This window comes from Serratia sp. 1D1416 (genome assembly GCF_003641105.1).
GTDB lineage: Bacteria > Pseudomonadota > Gammaproteobacteria > Enterobacterales > Enterobacteriaceae > Serratia > Serratia ficaria.
This window is the reverse complement of sequence record NZ_CP032738.1, coordinates 2,818,309-2,836,325: the sequence shown is the minus strand read 5'-3', so window position 1 is coordinate 2,836,325 and position 18,017 is coordinate 2,818,309. Positions and strand designations below refer to the sequence as shown.

At 58.5% G+C, this 18,017-nt stretch carries 15 protein-coding genes and 6 tRNA genes; 20 read left to right on the top strand and 1 reads right to left on the bottom strand.

All coding sequences use genetic code 11. The features are described from left to right. Nucleotides 1–15: 15 nt before the first annotated feature. From D7I37_RS13715 to D7I37_RS13675, 9 genes are all read left to right on the top strand, one after another. Nucleotides 16–768, top strand: coding sequence for an HAD-IIA family hydrolase (locus tag D7I37_RS13715; protein WP_061799304.1), 753 nt, complete (start codon nucleotides 16–18; stop codon nucleotides 766–768). A gap of 180 nt (nucleotides 769–948) precedes the next feature. Then, complete coding sequence (locus tag D7I37_RS13710; protein WP_129543879.1) at nucleotides 949–2,394, top strand: carbohydrate-binding protein; 1,446 nt, start codon at nucleotides 949–951, stop codon at nucleotides 2,392–2,394. A 285-nt stretch (nucleotides 2,395–2,679) separates the two neighbouring features. Then, complete coding sequence (gene asnB, locus D7I37_RS13705) at nucleotides 2,680–4,344, top strand: asparagine synthase B (RefSeq protein ID WP_061799303.1); 1,665 nt, start codon at nucleotides 2,680–2,682, stop codon at nucleotides 4,342–4,344. Nucleotides 4,345–4,564: 220 nt separating this feature from the next. Further along, nucleotides 4,565–4,641 (top strand) — tRNA-Met (locus D7I37_RS13700). Between the two features lie 7 nt (nucleotides 4,642–4,648). Further along, nucleotides 4,649–4,733: transfer RNA gene (locus tag D7I37_RS13695), tRNA-Leu, on the top strand. Between the two features lie 29 nt (nucleotides 4,734–4,762). Then, nucleotides 4,763–4,837, top strand: a tRNA-Gln gene (locus D7I37_RS13690). Nucleotides 4,838–4,881: 44 nt separating this feature from the next. After that, a tRNA-Gln gene (locus tag D7I37_RS13685) sits at nucleotides 4,882–4,956 on the top strand. Between the two features lie 41 nt (nucleotides 4,957–4,997). Beyond that, nucleotides 4,998–5,074, top strand: a tRNA-Met gene (locus D7I37_RS13680). A gap of 5 nt (nucleotides 5,075–5,079) precedes the next feature. Continuing rightward, nucleotides 5,080–5,154 (top strand) — tRNA-Gln (locus D7I37_RS13675). An 85-nt stretch (nucleotides 5,155–5,239) separates the two neighbouring features. Here the strand turns inward: D7I37_RS13675 and ubiF are convergent. Then, the gene (gene ubiF / locus D7I37_RS13670; protein WP_061799313.1) at nucleotides 5,240–6,421 is read right to left on the bottom strand and encodes a 3-demethoxyubiquinol 3-hydroxylase; all 1,182 of its coding nucleotides are present in this window, start codon (nucleotides 6,419–6,421) and stop codon (nucleotides 5,240–5,242) included. 197 nt (nucleotides 6,422–6,618) lie between these two features. On the opposite strand from ubiF, the gene miaB reads away from it, so the two are divergent. From miaB to D7I37_RS13615, 11 genes are all read left to right on the top strand, one after another. Beyond that, nucleotides 6,619–8,055 (top strand): tRNA (N6-isopentenyl adenosine(37)-C2)-methylthiotransferase MiaB, encoded by a 1,437-nt coding sequence (gene miaB, locus D7I37_RS13665; protein ID WP_061799302.1) that lies wholly within the window; start codon nucleotides 6,619–6,621, stop codon nucleotides 8,053–8,055. Nucleotides 8,056–8,195: 140 nt separating this feature from the next. Then, nucleotides 8,196–8,531 (top strand): zinc ribbon domain-containing protein YjdM, encoded by a 336-nt coding sequence (locus D7I37_RS13660; RefSeq protein ID WP_061799300.1) that lies wholly within the window; start codon nucleotides 8,196–8,198, stop codon nucleotides 8,529–8,531. 276 nt (nucleotides 8,532–8,807) lie between these two features. Beyond that, nucleotides 8,808–9,863 carry a PhoH family protein gene (locus tag D7I37_RS13655; RefSeq protein WP_061799299.1) on the top strand — a complete coding sequence of 352 codons (1,056 nt, stop codon included), beginning with the start codon at nucleotides 8,808–8,810 and terminating at the stop codon, nucleotides 9,861–9,863. Then, the gene (gene ybeY, locus D7I37_RS13650) at nucleotides 9,860–10,333 is read left to right on the top strand and encodes an rRNA maturation RNase YbeY (RefSeq protein WP_061799298.1); all 474 of its coding nucleotides are present in this window, start codon (nucleotides 9,860–9,862) and stop codon (nucleotides 10,331–10,333) included. The genes D7I37_RS13655 and ybeY overlap by 4 nt, the downstream gene beginning before the upstream one ends. A gap of 84 nt (nucleotides 10,334–10,417) precedes the next feature. Then, the gene (gene corC / locus D7I37_RS13645; protein WP_061799297.1) at nucleotides 10,418–11,296 is read left to right on the top strand and encodes a CNNM family magnesium/cobalt transport protein CorC; all 879 of its coding nucleotides are present in this window, start codon (nucleotides 10,418–10,420) and stop codon (nucleotides 11,294–11,296) included. A gap of 7 nt (nucleotides 11,297–11,303) precedes the next feature. Continuing rightward, nucleotides 11,304–12,833, top strand: coding sequence for an apolipoprotein N-acyltransferase (lnt, locus tag D7I37_RS13640; RefSeq protein ID WP_095096239.1), 1,530 nt, complete (start codon nucleotides 11,304–11,306; stop codon nucleotides 12,831–12,833). A 72-nt stretch (nucleotides 12,834–12,905) separates the two neighbouring features. Further along, nucleotides 12,906–14,263, top strand: a protein-coding gene (locus tag D7I37_RS13635; RefSeq protein WP_129543878.1) for an IS3 family transposase whose coding sequence is annotated in 2 segments (ribosomal slippage) — nucleotides 12,906–13,383 and nucleotides 13,383–14,263 — 1,359 coding nt in all. Because the reading frame shifts where the segments join, the coding sequence is not laid out codon by codon here. Between the two features lie 395 nt (nucleotides 14,264–14,658). Further along, nucleotides 14,659–15,555 carry an amino acid ABC transporter substrate-binding protein gene (locus tag D7I37_RS13630; protein WP_061799294.1) on the top strand — a complete coding sequence of 299 codons (897 nt, stop codon included), beginning with the start codon at nucleotides 14,659–14,661 and terminating at the stop codon, nucleotides 15,553–15,555. Between the two features lie 212 nt (nucleotides 15,556–15,767). Next, on the top strand, nucleotides 15,768–16,508 hold the full coding sequence (locus tag D7I37_RS13625) for an amino acid ABC transporter permease (protein WP_061799293.1): 741 nt from the start codon (nucleotides 15,768–15,770) through the stop codon (nucleotides 16,506–16,508). Further along, nucleotides 16,508–17,182 carry a glutamate/aspartate ABC transporter permease GltK gene (gene gltK / locus D7I37_RS13620; RefSeq protein WP_061799292.1) on the top strand — a complete coding sequence of 225 codons (675 nt, stop codon included), beginning with the start codon at nucleotides 16,508–16,510 and terminating at the stop codon, nucleotides 17,180–17,182. Before D7I37_RS13625 ends, gltK begins: the two co-directional genes overlap by 1 nt. Then, nucleotides 17,182–17,907 (top strand): amino acid ABC transporter ATP-binding protein, encoded by a 726-nt coding sequence (locus D7I37_RS13615; RefSeq protein ID WP_061799290.1) that lies wholly within the window; start codon nucleotides 17,182–17,184, stop codon nucleotides 17,905–17,907. Before gltK ends, D7I37_RS13615 begins: the two co-directional genes overlap by 1 nt. Nucleotides 17,908–18,017: the final 110 nt, after the last annotated feature.

Below are 18,017 nucleotides of genomic sequence, written 5' to 3'. Positions count from 1 at the left end.
TGAGAAACAGCAACAATGACAATCAAGAACGTTATATGTGATATCGACGGCGTGCTGCTGCATGACAACACGCCGGTTCCCGGCGCCGATCTGTTCCTGGCGCGCATTCAGGAACAGGGCATGCCGCTGGTGGTGCTGACCAACTATCCGTCGCAGACCGCGCAGGATCTGGCGAACCGCTTCGCCGCCGCCGGCCTTGAGGTGCCGGAAAGCGCGTTTTACACCTCGGCGATGGCCACCGCCGATTTCCTGCGCCGTCAGGAAGGCAAGAAAGCCTATGTGGTGGGCGAAGGCGCGCTGATCCACGAACTGTACAAGGCCGGTTTCACCATCACCGACATCAACCCGGACTTCGTGATCGTCGGCGAAACCCGTTCCTACAACTGGGACATGATGCACAAGGCCGCCTACTTCGTGAACAACGGCGCGCGCTTTATCGCCACCAATCCCGACAGCCATGGCCACGGCTTTACGCCGGCCTGCGGCGCGCTGTGCGCCCCGATCGAAAAGATCACCGGCCGCAAGCCGTTTTACGTCGGCAAGCCCAGCCCGTGGATCATCCGCGCCGCGCTGAACAAAATGCAGGCGCATTCGGAAGAAACGGTGATCGTCGGCGACAACCTGCGTACCGATATCCTGGCGGGCTTCCAGGCCGGTCTGGAAACCGTGCTGGTGCTGTCCGGCGTCTCCACGCTGAACGACGTCGAAACCATGCCGTTCCGCCCGAGCTATATTTTCCCTTCGGTCGCCGATATCAATATCTTTTAATGGCGGCGGCGGCGCCGGCCGCCCTGCCCATTCGCCCTTCCGTTTGAATTTAATTTATTATTGGCCGCCAAAGGTTTCATTCTCCCCTCGTTAAAAAACCGCACTATGTATTTACGCCCCGCCAATAACCGTATCGGCGGCGTGTGGAAATACTCTTACCCCAAAAATAACGAGGCCACTATGAGCACCCATAATATTATCAATGCGCAAGCCGCAGACGACGCAGCCGCCATGCCGGACATGGCCAACAAAAAAATCATGATGGGTTTCTGGCATAACTGGGCCGCCGGCGCCAGCGACGGTTATCAGCAAGGCCAGTTCGCCAATATGAACCTGACCGACATCCCGCCCGAGTACAACGTGGTGGCGGTCGCCTTTATGAAGGGCCAGGGCATCCCGACCTTCAAGCCGTACAACCTGTCCGACGCCGAATTCCGCCGCCAGGTAGGGGTGCTGAACGGCCAGGGGCGCGCGGTGCTGATTTCTCTGGGCGGCGCCGATGCGCATATCGAACTGAAAACCGGCGACGAAGAGCCGCTGGCCAATGAAATTATCCGCCTGGTGGAAACTTACGGCTTCGACGGGCTGGATATCGATTTGGAACAGGCGGCCATTGGCTCGGCAAACAATAAAACCGTATTGCCGGCCGCGTTGAAAAAGGTAAAAGCGCACTACGCCGCACAAGGCAAAAACTTTATTGTCAGCATGGCGCCGGAATTCCCTTATTTGCGCACCAACGGCAGCTATCTCGATTATATTAACGCGCTTGAGGGATATTATGACTTTATCGCGCCGCAATATTATAACCAGGGCGGCGACGGCATCTGGGTGGATGAGCTCAACGCCTGGATCACCCAAAACAACGACGCCATGAAGGAAGACTTCCTGTACTACCTGACGGAAAGTCTGGTGACCGGCACCCGCGGCTACACCAAAATCCCGGCGGCGAAATTCGTCATCGGCCTGCCGAGCAACAACGACGCCGCAGCCACCGGCTATGTGGTCGACAAACAGGCGGTCTACAACGCCTTTGCGCGGCTCGACGCCAAAAATCTGTCGATCAAGGGATTGATGACCTGGTCGGTGAACTGGGACAACGGCAAAAGCAAGGCCGGCGTGGCCTACGGCTGGGAATTCAAAACCCGTTACGCCGCACTGATCCAGGGCGGAGTCACCCCGCCGCTGCCGGGAAAGCCTGAGGCGCCCACGGCGTTGAGCGCCAGCGCCCTCACCTCGAGCTCGCTGACGCTGAACTGGCGCGCCGCCGCCGGCGCCAAACCGATAAGCCACTACAGCGTTTATCGCAACGGCGCCGCCATTGGCCAAACCGCCGGCCTGTCGCTGCAGGACAGCGGCCTGACGCCGGCTACCCAGTACAGCTATTTTGTCACCGCCACCGACGGCGAGGGCAATACCTCGCTGCCGAGCGGCGCGCTGGCGGTGAAAACCGCCGACGGCGGCACGCCGCCCGATCCGGGCGTGGCCGAGTGGCAGAATAACCACGGCTATAAAGCCGGCGACCGGGTGAGCTATAACGGCAAAAAGTATGCCTGCCTGCAGGCGCATACGTCTAACGCCGGCTGGACGCCGGACGTCGCCTTCACCCTGTGGCAACCGACCGTCTGATAGTCGGCAATGAGTTGCCGGTAAAATTGGCCGGCGACTCATCCATTACGGAAAAAATTGAACAATCGATAATTTTTAACGCCATTAACTGAAAATCCGCTAAAAAACGCATCCCCCCTGACAACTATTTTTCAGCGCCACGTTAAAACGCTTGCATCCCCCGCGGCTTTTGACGCATTTTCATAAACACAGCGCGGCAACGCCGGCTCGTCATTGATAAACCGGCAATGCTGCCCATAACAGCAAAAACAACATCACAGTCAAAAAAGTCGTTAGGAGAGTGGTATGTGTTCTATTTTCGGTGTGCTCGATCTGAAGTCCGATCCCGTTGAACTGCGTAAAAAAGCGCTGGAGCTGTCGCGTCTGATGCGCCATCGCGGCCCGGACTGGTCCGGCGTTTACGCCAGCGATAAAGCCATTCTGGCGCACGAGCGCCTGTCGATCGTCGACGTCAACAATGGCGCCCAACCGCTGTACAACGCCGCGCACACCCACGTTCTGGCGGTCAACGGCGAAATCTATAACCACCAGGCGCTGCGCCAACGGCTGAGCGAGCGTTATGAGTTCCAGACCGGTTCAGACTGTGAAGTGATCCTGGCGCTGTATCAGGAAAAAGGCCCGGACTTCCTCGACGACCTGCAGGGCATGTTCGCCTTCGCCCTGTACGATACCGAGAAAGACGCCTACCTGATCGGCCGCGATCACCTGGGCATCATCCCGCTGTACATGGGCCACGACGAACACGGCAACCTGTATGTCGCCTCTGAAATGAAAGCGCTGGTGCCGGTGTGCCGCACCATCAAGGAATTCCCGGCCGGCAGCTACCTGTGGAGCCAGGACGGCGAGATCCGCGAATATTACCAGCGCGACTGGTTCGACTACGACAACGTCAAAGACAACCTGACCGACGCCAACGCCCTGCGCACCGCGCTGGAAGACTCGGTGAAAAGCCACCTGATGTCCGACGTGCCTTACGGCGTGTTGCTGTCCGGCGGGCTGGATTCTTCGGTGATCTCGGCGATCACCAAGAAATACGCCGCGCGCCGGGTGGAAGATCAGGAACGCAGCGAAGCCTGGTGGCCGCAGCTGCACTCCTTCGCCGTCGGTCTGGAAGGATCGCCGGATCTGCGCGCCGCGCAGGAAGTGGCTAACCATCTGGGCACCGTGCACCACGAGATCCACTTCACCGTGCAGGAAGGCCTGGACGCCATCCGCGACGTGATTTATCACATCGAAACCTACGACGTCACCACCATCCGCGCCTCCACGCCGATGTACCTGATGTCGCGCAAGATCAAAGCGATGGGCATCAAGATGGTGCTGTCCGGCGAAGGGGCGGACGAAGTGTTCGGCGGCTACCTGTACTTCCACAAGGCGCCGGACGCGCGCGAATTCCACGACGAGACGGTGCGCAAACTGCTGGCGCTGCACATGTTCGACTGCGCCCGCGCCAACAAGGCGATGTCCGCCTGGGGGGTGGAAGCCCGCGTGCCGTTCCTGGACAAGAAATTCCTCGACGTGGCGATGCGCATCAACCCGAAAGACAAGATGTGCGGCAATGGCAAAATGGAAAAGCATATCCTTCGCGAATGTTTTGAGTCCTATCTGCCGGCCAGCGTGGCCTGGCGCCAGAAAGAGCAGTTCTCCGACGGCGTGGGTTACAGCTGGATTGACACGCTGAAAGAGGTCGCTGCGCAGCAGATCAGCGATCAACAGCTCGAAACCGCACGTTTCCGCTTCCCGTACAACACGCCGACCTCGAAAGAAGGCTATCTGTACCGCGAAATTTTCGAAGAGCTGTTCCCGCTGCCGAGCGCGGCCGAATGCGTGCCTGGCGGCCCGTCGGTGGCCTGTTCTTCGGCCAAGGCCATCGAGTGGGACGAATCGTTCAAGAAGATGGACGATCCTTCTGGTCGTGCAGTTGGCGTGCACCAGTCCGCCTACCAATAATCGCGCTGCGGTTTATCACCCGGGCGGGCCTTTCGGCCCGCCTTTTTGTTGATGTTTTCTACCGACAATTGCCTGAATTGATGCTTTTATCGCCATAATGTTCACAACCCAGACAAACGGCACTTCTGCCCGCTTTTTCGGGAAAAAACTTGTTGACGCAAATCGGTCATATACGCATAATGCGCCCCGCAACGCCGATGAAGGCAAAGCAAAAAAAGATGGCTACGTAGCTCAGCTGGTTAGAGCACATCACTCATAATGATGGGGTCACAGGTTCGAATCCCGTCGTAGCCACCATATTTTTGCGGGAGTGGCGAAATTGGTAGACGCACCAGATTTAGGTTCTGGCGCCGCAAGGTGTGCGAGTTCAAGTCTCGCCTCCCGCACCATTTCTCTTCATCGTCGATGCCTATGTTGATGGGGTATCGCCAAGCGGTAAGGCACCGGTTTTTGATACCGGCATTCCCTGGTTCGAATCCAGGTACCCCAGCCATATTCCTTCGGGAAGGGGTGTTCAGCATAAGATTTGTCAGCAGGTGGGGTATCGCCAAGCGGTAAGGCACCGGTTTTTGATACCGGCATTCCCTGGTTCGAATCCAGGTACCCCAGCCATAACAAACTGCTTGCAGATCAAATAAGTAGATAGTAACATCGGCTACGTAGCTCAGCTGGTTAGAGCACATCACTCATAATGATGGGGTCACAGGTTCAAATCCCGTCGTAGCCACCAACTATTGGGGTGTCGCCAAGCGGTAAGGCTCTGGTTTCTGATACCAGCATACCCAGGTTCGAATCCTGGCACCCCAGCCACATTTAGAAAAGCCCGCTTCGGCGGGCTTTTTGCTGTCTGTCATTCGGCGAGGCGAACGGGTCCAGCTGGCTGAACCCGTTTCCGTTATAAGCCCAGCGCGTATTTCAACGCATGCTCCTTCAGCTTGCCGGCCCGCTGCGCCGCCATCAGCGCGAAGTTGCGCGCCACGCTCAACGGCGCCAGATTATTGCTGAACGCGGTGTAGAACAGATCCATGCCGCTCTGCATCAGCAGATTGTCGGTGCGGCGGCGGCGCTGATAGCGCAGCAGTACGGACTCGCTGCTGCCGTCTTCGCCCTGCTCCCGCGCTTCGCTCAACACGTTCAGCAAGGCGTCCACGTCGCGATAGCCCAGGTTGACGCCCTGCCCGGCCAACGGGTTGATGGTATGCGCCGCATCCCCCACTAACGCCAGCCCCGGCAACACGTAGCGCTGCGCATGGCGGCGCGCCAGCGGGAAAGAACCGGCGGCGTGCACCTTGACCGGCCCCAGCCGCGCCGGGAAAGCCGCGGCGATTTCACGCTCCAGCTGCGCCGGCGGCATCGCCTGCAGTTGGCGGATGCGCTGCGGGCTGTCGTACCACACCAGCGAAGCCCATTGATCGTACAGCGGCAGAAAGGCGCGCGGCCCCGACGGGAAAAAACGCTGCCAGGTGACGTCCTGCTGCGGCGCGCCGGTATCCACGGTTATCAGCATGCATGACTGGCGGTATTGCCAGCCGTTGGTGCCGATGGCGGCCAGCTTGCGCACCTGCGACTGCGCGCCGTCGGCGCCGACCACCAGACGCGCTTCAAGCGTCTCTGCGCCGTCGAGCGTCAGCTGCCAATGTTCGTCAACCCGCTGCAGCGACTGCAGCCGGGCCGGGCAGCGGAGCGTCAGGTTGGGGCACTGCTGCAGCCGTTGCCACAGTGCCAGCTGCAGCACGCGGTTTTCGACCATGAATCCCAGCTCCGGCAGGCCGAGGGACGCCGCATCGAACGCCACGCGCGACGATTCCCATTCCCAGGTTTCCAACCGGCGGTACGGCGCCATGCGCATCGCCTGCACCGCCGGCCAGGCGCCCAACTGCTTCAGCAGCCCCACCGAGGTGCAGCCGATGGCGGAGATGCGCAGATCCGGCGGGCTTTGCGCGTCGAATGCCTGCGGCGCCTGATGTTCCAGCAGCGCCACCGTCCAACCCGCCTGCGCCAGCCCCAGCGCGGCCGCCGCGCCGACCATGCCGCCGCCCACCACCACTGCGTCATACCGTTCTAGAGATGTCTTCATATTGGCTATGTTTTCTTTGTGAATTATCGCCATCCCACCCGGCATGGCGTTTCCCAGCAGTGTACCGGATTTTTGATTCGGCTTCAGGTCGCATGCCGTTTTCCCCGCGCTGGTCACCGCGGCGCCAAATGATTACAATACGCGTCCTGCATGTCGCGTAACGCAACTTTCGCTCCGCACTGAGTAATGGCAAGTCAATGACGAAAAAACTACATATCAAAACCTGGGGCTGCCAGATGAATGAATACGATTCATCAAAAATGGCCGACCTGTTGAACAGCACGCACGGCTTCGAGTGGACCGAAAACGCCGAAGACGCGGACGTGCTGCTGCTGAACACCTGCTCCATTCGTGAAAAGGCGCAGGAAAAAGTTTTCGCCATGCTGGGACGCTGGAGACTGCTGAAAGAGAAAAACCCGGCGCTGATCATCGGCGTGGGCGGCTGCGTGGCTTCGCAGGAAGGCGAACTGATCCGCAGCCGCGCGCCCTGCGTCGACGTGGTGTTCGGCCCGCAGACCCTGCACCGCCTGCCGGAAATGATCAACCACGTGCAGGGCACCCGCAGCCCGGTGGTCGACATCAGCTTCCCGGAAATCGAGAAATTCGACCGCCTGCCCGAGCCGCGCGCCGAAGGCCCGACCGCCTTCGTTTCCATCATGGAAGGCTGCAACAAGTACTGCACCTTCTGCGTGGTGCCTTACACCCGCGGCGAGGAAGTCAGCCGCCCGAGCGACGACGTGTTGTTCGAAATCGCCCAGCTGGCGGCGCAGGGCGTGCGTGAAGTGAACCTGCTTGGCCAGAACGTCAACGCCTACCGCGGCGCCACCTACGACGGCGGCATCTGTTCGTTCGCCGAACTGCTGCGCCTGGTGGCGGCCATCGACGGCATCGATCGCATCCGCTTCACCACCAGCCACCCGATCGAATTCACCGACGACATCATCGCGGTATATGAAGATACGCCGGAGCTGGTCAGCTTCCTGCATCTGCCGGTGCAGAGCGGCTCGGACCGCATTTTGACCATGATGAAGCGCGCACATACCGCGCTGGAGTACAAGGCGATCATTCGCAAGCTGCGCAAGGCGCGGCCGAATATTCAACTCAGCTCTGACTTCATCATCGGCTTCCCGGGCGAGACCCAGGCCGATTTCGAGCAGACCATGAATCTGATCGCCGAGATCAACTTCGACGCCAGCTTCAGCTTCATCTACTCGTCGCGCCCGGGCACCCCGGCGGCGGATATGGTGGACGACGTCAGCGAAGAAGAGAAAAAACAGCGGCTGTATATCCTGCAGGATCGCATCAATCAGCAGGTGCTGCAGTTCAGCCGCCGCATGCTGGGCACCGTGCAGCGCATTCTGGTGGAAGGCACTTCGCGCAAGAGCCTGATGGAGCTGGCCGGGCGCACCGAATGCAACCGTATGGTGAACTTCGAAGGCACGCCGGACATGATCGGCCAATTCGTCGATGTGGAAATTACCGAGGTGCTGACCAACTCGCTGCGCGGCGCAGTGGTGCGCACCGAGCAGCAGATGGATCTGCGCGTACATGAATCCCCGCAGTCGGTGATCGCCCGTACCCGCAAAGAGAACGCGCTGGGCGTCGGCATTTATCAGCCCTCCCTTCATACTTGAAGCTGCATCACAACAAACCGTTGGTTTTGTTGTGATGCAACGCCAATTATTTGGGATGGCATCCAGCACAAATACATTATTTCTCCGGCGGGCGCTTGCGCCCGTTGATGTTCTTTTTTCTATTTAAGAGGCGACATAACATGCAACTGCCACACTGCCCGAAGTGCAATTCCGAATACACCTATCAGGACAACGCGATGTTTGTCTGCCCTGAATGCGCCCACGAGTGGAGCGACAGCGCGCCGGCGGAAGACGCGGACGCGCTGATCGTCAAAGACGCCAACGGCAACCTGCTGGCGGACGGCGACGCGGTGACCGTGGTCAAGGATCTGAAGGTCAAGGGCAGCTCTTCGATGCTGAAGATCGGCACCAAGGTGAAGAACATCCGCCTGGTGGAAGGCGATCACAACATCGACTGCAAAATCGACGGTTTCGGCCCGATGAAGCTGAAATCCGAGTTCGTGAAGAAGAACTGATCCCCGCCCGGCTTTCCCTGCGATGACGCGGCCCCGGCTGGCCGCGTTTTTTCCTTCCCACCCTTGAATTACGCCGTCGGCGCACAGATAGATCATGGGTAAACTTGCGCCAGTGCGGCGCACCATGAATAATTCAAGAAAGAGCACTCAGGTTCGCCCTGACCAACGACAGGCATCCCCCGTAAATTTCGGTTTGCAGCGTTGTTACCTGCGGCTTGAAAGACGACGGGGATTAACGTGACATCAACCAGGCCCGATGTGACCTAGAGGATTAGTTTGAACGTCGCAACACAAGAAATTTTGTTAGAGCCCGCAGACAACAAGCGTTTGCTCAGCCTGTGCGGCCCGTTTGATGACAACATCAAACAGCTCGAGCGCCGGTTGGGCATCGAAATCAACCGCCGCGACAACCGTTTCAAGCTGGTCGGCAAGAACCCGTGCGTGGTGGCCGCCGCCGATATCCTGCGCCATCTTTACGTGGATACCGCGCCGATCCGCGGCGCGATCCCGGATATCGATCCGGAGCAAATTCACCTGGCGATCAAAGAAAGCCGGGTGCTGGAACAGGTCGCCGAAAGCGTGCCGGACTACGGCAAGGCGGTGACCATCAAGACCAAGCGCGGCATGGTGAAGCCGCGCACGCCGAACCAGGCGCAGTACATCGCCAATATTCTCGACCACGACATTACCTTCGGCATCGGCCCGGCCGGCACCGGCAAGACCTATCTGGCGGTCGCCGCCGCGGTGGACGCGCTGGAGCGCCAGGAAATCCGCCGCATTCTGCTGACCCGCCCCGCGGTGGAGGCCGGCGAGAAGCTCGGCTTCCTGCCGGGCGATCTGAGCCAGAAGGTCGACCCTTATCTGCGCCCGCTGTACGACGCCCTGTTCGAAATGCTGGGCTTCGAGCGCGTGGAGAAGCTGATCGAGCGCAACGTGATCGAAGTTGCGCCGCTGGCCTACATGCGCGGCCGCACGCTGAACGACGCCTTTATCATTCTGGATGAAAGCCAGAACACCACCATCGAACAGATGAAGATGTTCCTGACGCGCATCGGCTTCAACTCGAAGGCGGTGATCACCGGCGACGTCACCCAGATCGACCTGCCGCGCAACCAGAAATCCGGCCTGCGCCACGCGGTGGAAGTGCTGTCGGACGTGGAAGAGCTGAGCTTCAACTTCTTCCACAGCGAAGACGTGGTGCGCCACCCGGTAGTCGCCCGCGTGGTTATCGCCTATGAAGCCTGGGAAGCCGCCGAACAAAAGCGCAAAGACGCCATTGCCGAACAACGTAAACGCGAGGCGAACGCCGCCTCCGAGCAGGAGACGCCATGAGCCGGGTGATTTTGGACTTGCAGATCGCCTGTGAAGACGGCAACGGCCTGCCGGATGAGGCCGCCTTCCAGCGCTGGCTGGAAGGCGTGCTGCCGCAGTTCCAGGCAGAGGCCGAAGTGACCGTGCGCCTGGTGGACGAAGCGGAAAGCAACGAACTGAATCTGACCTACCGCGGCAAGGACAAACCGACCAACGTATTGTCCTTCCCGTTCGAAGCCCCGCCGGGCATCGAGCTGCCGCTGCTCGGCGATCTGATCATCTGCCGCCAGGTGGTTGAACAGGAAGCCGCCGAACAGGGCAAGACGTTGGAGGCGCACTGGGCGCATATGGTTGTCCATGGCAGTCTTCATCTGTTAGGGTATGACCACATCGAAGACGATGAAGCCGAAGAAATGGAGTCTTTGGAAACCGAAATCATGCACGGACTGGGCTACCCTGATCCGTACCTGGCGGAAAAAGACCCCGTCTGACGTCGGCCGTTTACCTCACAGCCCCTCGCGGGGCTGTCGCTGACGCCCCTTAACTCTGACATGAGTGACATTAACTAAAACGCCATGAGCGACGACCATTCACAAAGCAATGACAGCCCCAGTCCCAAGAAGGGGTTCTTTACTCTTATCCTTAACCAGCTGTTCCACGGCGAACCCAAAAACCGTGGCGATCTGGTAGAGCTGATCCGTGATTCAGAGCAAAACGACCTGATCGATCCCGATACCCGCGACATGCTGGAAGGCGTGATGGATATCGCCGAGCAGCGCGTGCGCGACATCATGATCCCGCGCTCCCAGATGGTGACGCTCAAGCGCAACCAGACGCTGGAAGAGTGCCTGGACGTGATTATCGAATCCGCCCACTCGCGCTTCCCGGTGATCAGCGAAGACAAAGATCACATCGAAGGCATCCTGATGGCCAAGGACCTGCTGCCGTTCATGCGCGCAGACTCCGAGCCGTTCAGCATCGACAAGGTGCTGCGCACCGCGGTGGTGGTGCCGGAAAGCAAGCGGGTCGACCGGATGCTGAAAGAGTTCCGCTCCCAGCGTTATCACATGGCGATTGTCATTGACGAATTCGGCGGCGTGTCCGGCCTGGTCACTATCGAAGACATTCTGGAACTGATCGTCGGCGAAATCGAAGACGAATACGACGACGAAGAAGATCTGGATATCCGTCAGCTCAGCCGCCATATGTACACCGTACGGGCGCTGGCGCCGATCGAAGACTTCAACGAAGCCTTCGGCACTCATTTCAGCGACGACGAGGTCGATACCATCGGCGGTCTGGTGATGCAGGCCTTCGGCCACCTGCCTGCGCGCGGGGAAACCATTGAAATCGAAGGTTACCTATTTAAAGTTGCGATGGCCGATAGTCGACGTATCATCCAGGTTCATGTAAAAATTCCGGACGATTCTCCGCCACCGAAACTGGAAGACTAAATCCAACATGGCTAAAGCCTCATTACTTGAACGCCAGCGGGTTCGCGCCCTGCTGGCGCTGTTGTCTGGTGCCAGCGGGACGCTGGCGTTTTCCCCTTACGATTTCTGGCCCGCGGCCATCGTTTCCCTGTTCGGCCTGCTGGCCGTCACCCTGAACCGCACCACCAAACAATCCGCCCTGCTCGGCTTCTGCTGGGGCTTCGGGCTGTTCGGCAGCGGCATCAACTGGGTATACGTCAGCATCGCCGACTTCGGCGGCATGCCGTTCGCCGTCAATATCTTCCTGGTGGCGCTGCTCGCCGCCTATCTGTCGCTGTATACCGGGCTGTTCGCCGGGCTGCTGACGCGCCTGTGGCCGGCCACCCGCTGGTGGCGGCTGGCGATCGCCGCGCCGGCGCTGTGGCAGGTGACCGAGTTCCTGCGCGGCTGGGTGCTGACCGGCTTCCCGTGGCTGCAGTTCGGCTACAGCCAGATTAACGGCCCGCTGAAGGGCGTGGCGCCGCTGCTGGGCGTGGACGCCATCACCTTCATGCTGATGGCGATCGCCGGCCTGCTGGTGTACGCCGTCAATCAGCGCCGCATCGCGCCGGCGGTGATTGCCGCCGCGCTGCTGCTGCTGCCGTGGCCGCTGCGCCAGCTGCACTGGTTCACCCCGCAGCCGGACAAGGCGGTGAACGTGGCCATGGTGCAAGGCAACATCGCCCAGTCGATGAAATGGGATCCCAATATCCTGGTCAGCACGCTGCAGACCTATCTGGACGAAACCCGCCCCTACATGGGCAAGGCGCCGATCATTATCTGGCCGGAGTCCGCCATTCCGGACTTTGAACCCCGCCAGAATGGCTTCCTGACCATGATGGACGACCTGATGCGCGCCAAGAACAGCAGCCTGATCACCGGTATCGTCGATGCGCGCGCCACGCCGCAGGGCGTGCAGGAGTACAACAGCGCCATCGTGCTGGGCGAGCCGACGCCATACCGTTATCCGGCTAAAAACCGCTACAACAAGCACCACCTGGTGCCGTTCGGCGAGTTTGTGCCGTTGGGCAACCTGCTGCGCCCGCTGGCGCCGTTCTTCAACCTGCCGATGTCCGGCTTCAGCCGCGGCGATTATGTGCAGCCGCAGTTGAGCGTGCGCGGCTATAACCTGACGGCCGCCATCTGCTATGAAATCGTGCTGGGCCAGCAGGTGCGCGACAACTTCCGGCCGGATACCAACTTCCTGCTGACCATTTCCAACGACGCCTGGTTCGGCCACTCCATCGGCCCGTGGCAGCATTTCCAGATGGCGCGCATGCGGGCGCTGGAGCTGGGCCGCCCGCTGTTGCGCAGCACCAACAACGGCGTCACCGCCGCGGTGGACGCCAACGGCGAGGTGATCGCCGAGCTCCCGCAGTTCACTCGCCGGGTGCTGGAAGTGAAGGTCACCCCAACCACCGGCATTACGCCATACGCCCGCTTTGGCGCCACGCCGCTGTGGGTCGTCACCCTGCTGCTCGGCGGCATCGCGCTGATGCTCGGCCTGCGCCGCAGGTGATCCCCCGGGGCGCGGCAGTGAACTGCACCCCAAATGTTGGATATCCATCTGACATTCGGAGGTGCAGTTTTTATGAAATATTCGCTCCCATTCAAGCTCGAGGCGGTCCGGTACTATCTCGCCGGGTTCGGCAGCCAAAGGCAGACCGCGAAAAAATTTTCCGTTGCTCATGTTCAGCTTCGCCGCTGGATTGCCGCCTATCAGCACCATGGTGAGGCAGGGCTACAATCCGGGCGTCAGCGGCAGTACACGCCCGAATTTAAGCTCGCCGTTGTCGAGTTTGCCCGCGCCAATCCCCTTTCTTTAGCCAGCGTCGCCGCCAAATTCGACATCCCCTCATACACGACGCTGGAACACTGGGTTAAGCTTTATCAGGAGAATGGGGCCGAAGCCCTCAACCTGAATCAGCGTGGTCGCCGAATGTATCAGCATCCCAAAACCCCCCATGCCGGCAAGTCGCCGGATGAACTGACCCCCGAAGAGATGCGGGAGGAAATCGAGTTTTTACGCGCGCAGAATGACTACATAAAAAAGTTGAGAGCCTTGATGCAGGAAAACGATGCCCGGGCACGGCGGAAAGGGCAAAAATAGTCACGGCATTAAGGCAAAAACACCGTTTAGACATGCTGTTGCATGCCGGTGGGCTGGCGCGCAGTACGTATTATTATTGCTGTAAAGTCAGTCGAGTGCCGGATAAATACCGTGAGGCTAAACAACGGATAACCGAGGTCTTTAACATACATAAAGGCCGTTACGGCTATCGTCGCGTAACCTGCGTAATGCGGAAGGAAGGATACGTTTTAAATCATAAAACCGTGCAAAAGCTGATGACAGAGTTGCAGCTGAAGTCACCGGTTCGTCGTAAAAAGTACCGTTCATACAAAGGAAAAGCAGGCAAGGTGGCTCCCAATCTCCTGCAGCGTAATTTTACCGCTCAGTGCCCCAATCAAAAGTGGGTGACGGATGTAACGGAGTTCCGGGTTGGTGAGGATAAGCTGTATTTATCACCGGTGCTTGATTTGTACAACGGTGAAATCATCGCTTATGAAGTGGCACGCCGGGCAGAGTTTAGGCTGGTTAAAAAGATGCTGGACAAGGCGGTGTGCAGGATAAAACCGGGTGAGCAGTTGCTGTTGCACAGTGACCAGGGTTGGCACTATCAGATGGCGGCTTACCAGCATGCGTTGCGGGTTAACGGGGTAAAGCAGAGCATGTCTCGCAAGGGAAATTGCCTGGACAATGCGGTAATGGAGAACTTCTTCGGTCATCTGAAAGCGGAGCTGTATTACTTGCAGCGCTTTGATAGTGTGGAACACTTGGCGCAGGAGATAGACGCCTACATTGATTACTACAACTACCATCGCATCAGGCAGAAACTGAAAGGCCTGAGTCCGGTGGAATACCGAACTCAGGCCTCGAAGGCTGCGTGAATTTACACCGTCCAACTTCTGGGGGTCAGTTCACAGCCGCTGCGCCCCTTCATCCCCTTTCCTAAAAACCATTGCCAAATCAACGCTTCTGGCACACTCCTTGCTTTATTACTCCGGTGATCTGTTGCTGATTTACTTTTACTGACGTTTTGTCGCACTTGTGCGCAATTCGGGAGCGCCGGGCGCACCAGAGGGGTGCGGCGCCATTTTATTGCATTAATTTGGTGCGCGTGGCGTCTCAAAAAAAGAAACATTTTAGTTTCAATCCGTTCACAATCGGCTATTTTCTAACGGCAATCAGTTCTAAGACTATCTTTATAACTTGAGCAACAAATAGTCGTTTTAAACCTGACGCTCTTTAGTCAGAGCCACCACAACAGCAAAGGAGTTGGACCATGCAAATGCGTAAATTGGCGTTATCGTTACTGCTGATCGGTATGGCAGGTAACGTAGCCCATGCGGAAGAACTGACCGGTACGCTGAAAAAAATCAAAGACAACGGCGTGATCGTTGTCGGCCACCGCGAATCGTCAGTGCCTTTTTCCTACTACGATAACCAACAGAAAGTTGTGGGCTATTCCCAGGATTACTCCAACCAAATCGTTGAAGCAGTTAAGAAAAAGCTGAACCTGCCGAGCCTGCAGGTGAAAATGCTGCCGATCACTTCGCAGAACCGCATTCCGCTGCTGCAAAACGGCACCTATGACTTCGAGTGCGGCTCCACCACCAACAACGTCGAGCGCCAGAAACAGGCCGCCTTCTCCGACACCATTTTCGTGGTCGGCACCCGCCTGCTGGTGAAAAAAGGCTCCGACATCAAAGATTTCAAAGACCTGGCCGGCAAGCCGGTCGTCGTCACTTCCGGCACCACCTCTGAGGTGCTGCTGAACAAGCTGAACGACAAGGATCAAATGAAGATGCGCATCATCAGCGCCAAAGACCACGGCGACTCTTTCCGCACCCTGGAAAGCGGCCGCGCGGTGGCCTTTATGATGGATGACGCCCTGCTGGCGGGCGAGCGCGCCAAGGCCAAGAAGCCGGATCAGTGGGAAATCCTCGGCACGCCACAGTCGAAAGAAGCCTACGGCTGCATGATGCGTAAAGACGATGCCGGGTTCAAAAAGCTGGTCGATGACACCATCGCCCAGGCCCAGACCTCCGGTGAGGCCGCCAAATGGTTTGATAAGTGGTTCAAACAGCCTATTCCACCGAAAAACCTCAACATGAACTTCGAATTGTCCGACGACATGAAGCAACTGTTCAAAGAGCCTAACGATAAGGCACTGAACTAATAGCAAGAGAGCTGGGACGGCCGCCAGGCCAAACCAGCCCTGTTGATGACTGGGACAGACAGGAATGAGGGGGGCCGTTCCCCTCCCTCATTTTCCCCAGAGCGCATCGCCGACATCCGCAGACAAAAGCCAGCAAGACTGGCCGCGCGGCGATCGGCGCTGATAAGTCATCAATCTTAGGGGCGCCCTGCGTCCGCTTAACGGAGTTTGTTATGTCAATAGATTGGAACTGGGGTATCTTCCTGCAGCAGGCCCCGTTTGGGAATACCACCTACCTCGGCTGGATCTGGTCCGGCTTTCAGGTCACGGTGGCCCTCTCCGTCTGTGCATGGATTATCGCTTTTTTTGTCGGTTCGCTGTTCGGTATCCTGCGTACCGTGCCTAACCGTTTTCTTTCCACCCTCGGCACCTGCTACGTCGAACTGTTTCGTAACGTGCCGCTGATCGTGCAGTTCTTTACCTGGTATCTGGTGATACCGGAGCTGCTGCCGCTCGACATCGGCATGTGGTTCAAGACCGAACTCGACCCCAACGTGCAGTTCTTCGTCTCCTCCATGCTGTGCCTCGGGCTGTTTACCGCCGCCCGCGTGTGCGAACAGGTGCGCGCCGCCATTCAATCCCTGCCGCGCGGCCAGAAAGCCGCCGGGCTGGCGATGGGCCTGACCCTGCCGCAAACCTACCGCTACGTGCTGCTGCCGAACGCCTACCGGGTGATCGTGCCGCCGATGACCTCGGAGATGCTCAACCTGGTCAAAAACTCCGCCATCGCCTCGACCATCGGGCTGGTGGACATGGCCGCCCAGGCCGGCAAGCTGCTGGACTACTCCGCGCATGCCTATGAGTCCTTTACCGCCATTACGCTGGCCTATATCGGCATCAACGCCGTGATCATGCTGTTTATGCGTCTGGTTGAGAAGAAAGTGCAGTTGCCCGGCAATATGGGGAGTAAATAATGTACGAATTTGACTGGGCATCGATTGTCCCTAGTTTCCCTTATCTGCTGCAGGGCATGGTGATTACGCTGAAGATCACCGTTACCGCCATCATCGTCGGCATTCTGTGGGGTACCATCCTGGCGGTGATGCGCCTGTCGCCGATCAAGCCGATCAGCTGGTTCGCCACCCTGTACGTCAACCTGTTCCGTTCCGTGCCCCTGGTGATGGTGCTGCTGTGGTTCTACCTGGTGGTTCCAAGCTTATTACAACAGGTTCTAGGGCTGTCGCCGAAAACCGATATTCGCCTGATCTCGGCTATGGTAGCCTTTTCCCTGTTTGAAGCGGCCTATTACTCGGAAATTATCCGCGCCGGCATTATCAGCATTTCGCGCGGCCAGTCCTCCGCCGCGTTGGCGCTGGGCATGACCCACTGGCAGTCCATGAAGCTGGTGATCCTGCCGCAGGCGTTTCGCGCCATGGTGCCGCTGCTGCTGACCCAGGGCATAGTGCTGTTCCAGGATACCTCGCTGGTGTACGTGCTGAGCCTGGCCGACTTCTTCCGTACCGCCTCGACCATCGGCGAGCGCGACGGCACCCAGGTCGAAATGATCCTGTTCGCCGGCTTTGTCTACTTTGTTATCAGTCTCGCCGCCTCGGCGCTGGTAAGCTATTTGAAGAAAAGGACTGTTTGATGATATCCCTGAAAAATGTTTCTAAGTGGTACGGTCACTTTCAGGTTCTGACCGATTGCACCACCGAAGTGAAAAAAGGCGAGGTGGTGGTAGTCTGCGGTCCTTCAGGCTCAGGCAAGTCCACCCTGATCAAAACCGTTAACGGCCTGGAACCGATCCAGCAGGGCGATATCCTGGTGAACGGCACGCCGGTCAACAACAAGAAAACCAACCTGGCGCAGCTGCGTTCCAAAGTCGGCATGGTGTTCCAGCATTTTGAACTGTTCCCGCACCTGTCGATCATCGACAACCTGACGCTGGCGCAGGTCAAAGTGCTCAAACGCGACAAGGCCGCCTCGCGCGACAAAGGGCTGAAGCTGCTGGAGCGCGTCGGCCTTTCCGCCCACGCCAACAAATTCCCCGGCCAGCTGTCCGGCGGCCAGCAGCAGCGCGTGGCCATCGCCCGCGCGCTGTGCATGGATCCGATCGCCATGCTGTTCGATGAACCGACCTCGGCGCTCGACCCGGAGATGATCAACGAAGTGCTCGACGTGATGGTTGAGCTGGCGAACGAAGGCATGACCATGATGGTGGTGACCCACGAAATGGGCTTCGCCCGCAAGGTGGCGAACCGGGTGATCTTTATGGACGAAGGCAAAATCGTCGAAGACCGCAACAAAGACGACTTCTTCAACAATCCGGAATCCGACCGCGCCAAAGACTTCCTGGCCAAGATCCTGCACTAATCCCGCTTAATGCGCCCCGCCCGGGGCGCATTCTCTCTCCGCGTCACAATGGCCAGGACATGATTGCCGGGCCTTATTCATGGGCAAGTGACTCAATGGTCAGTAAGGTT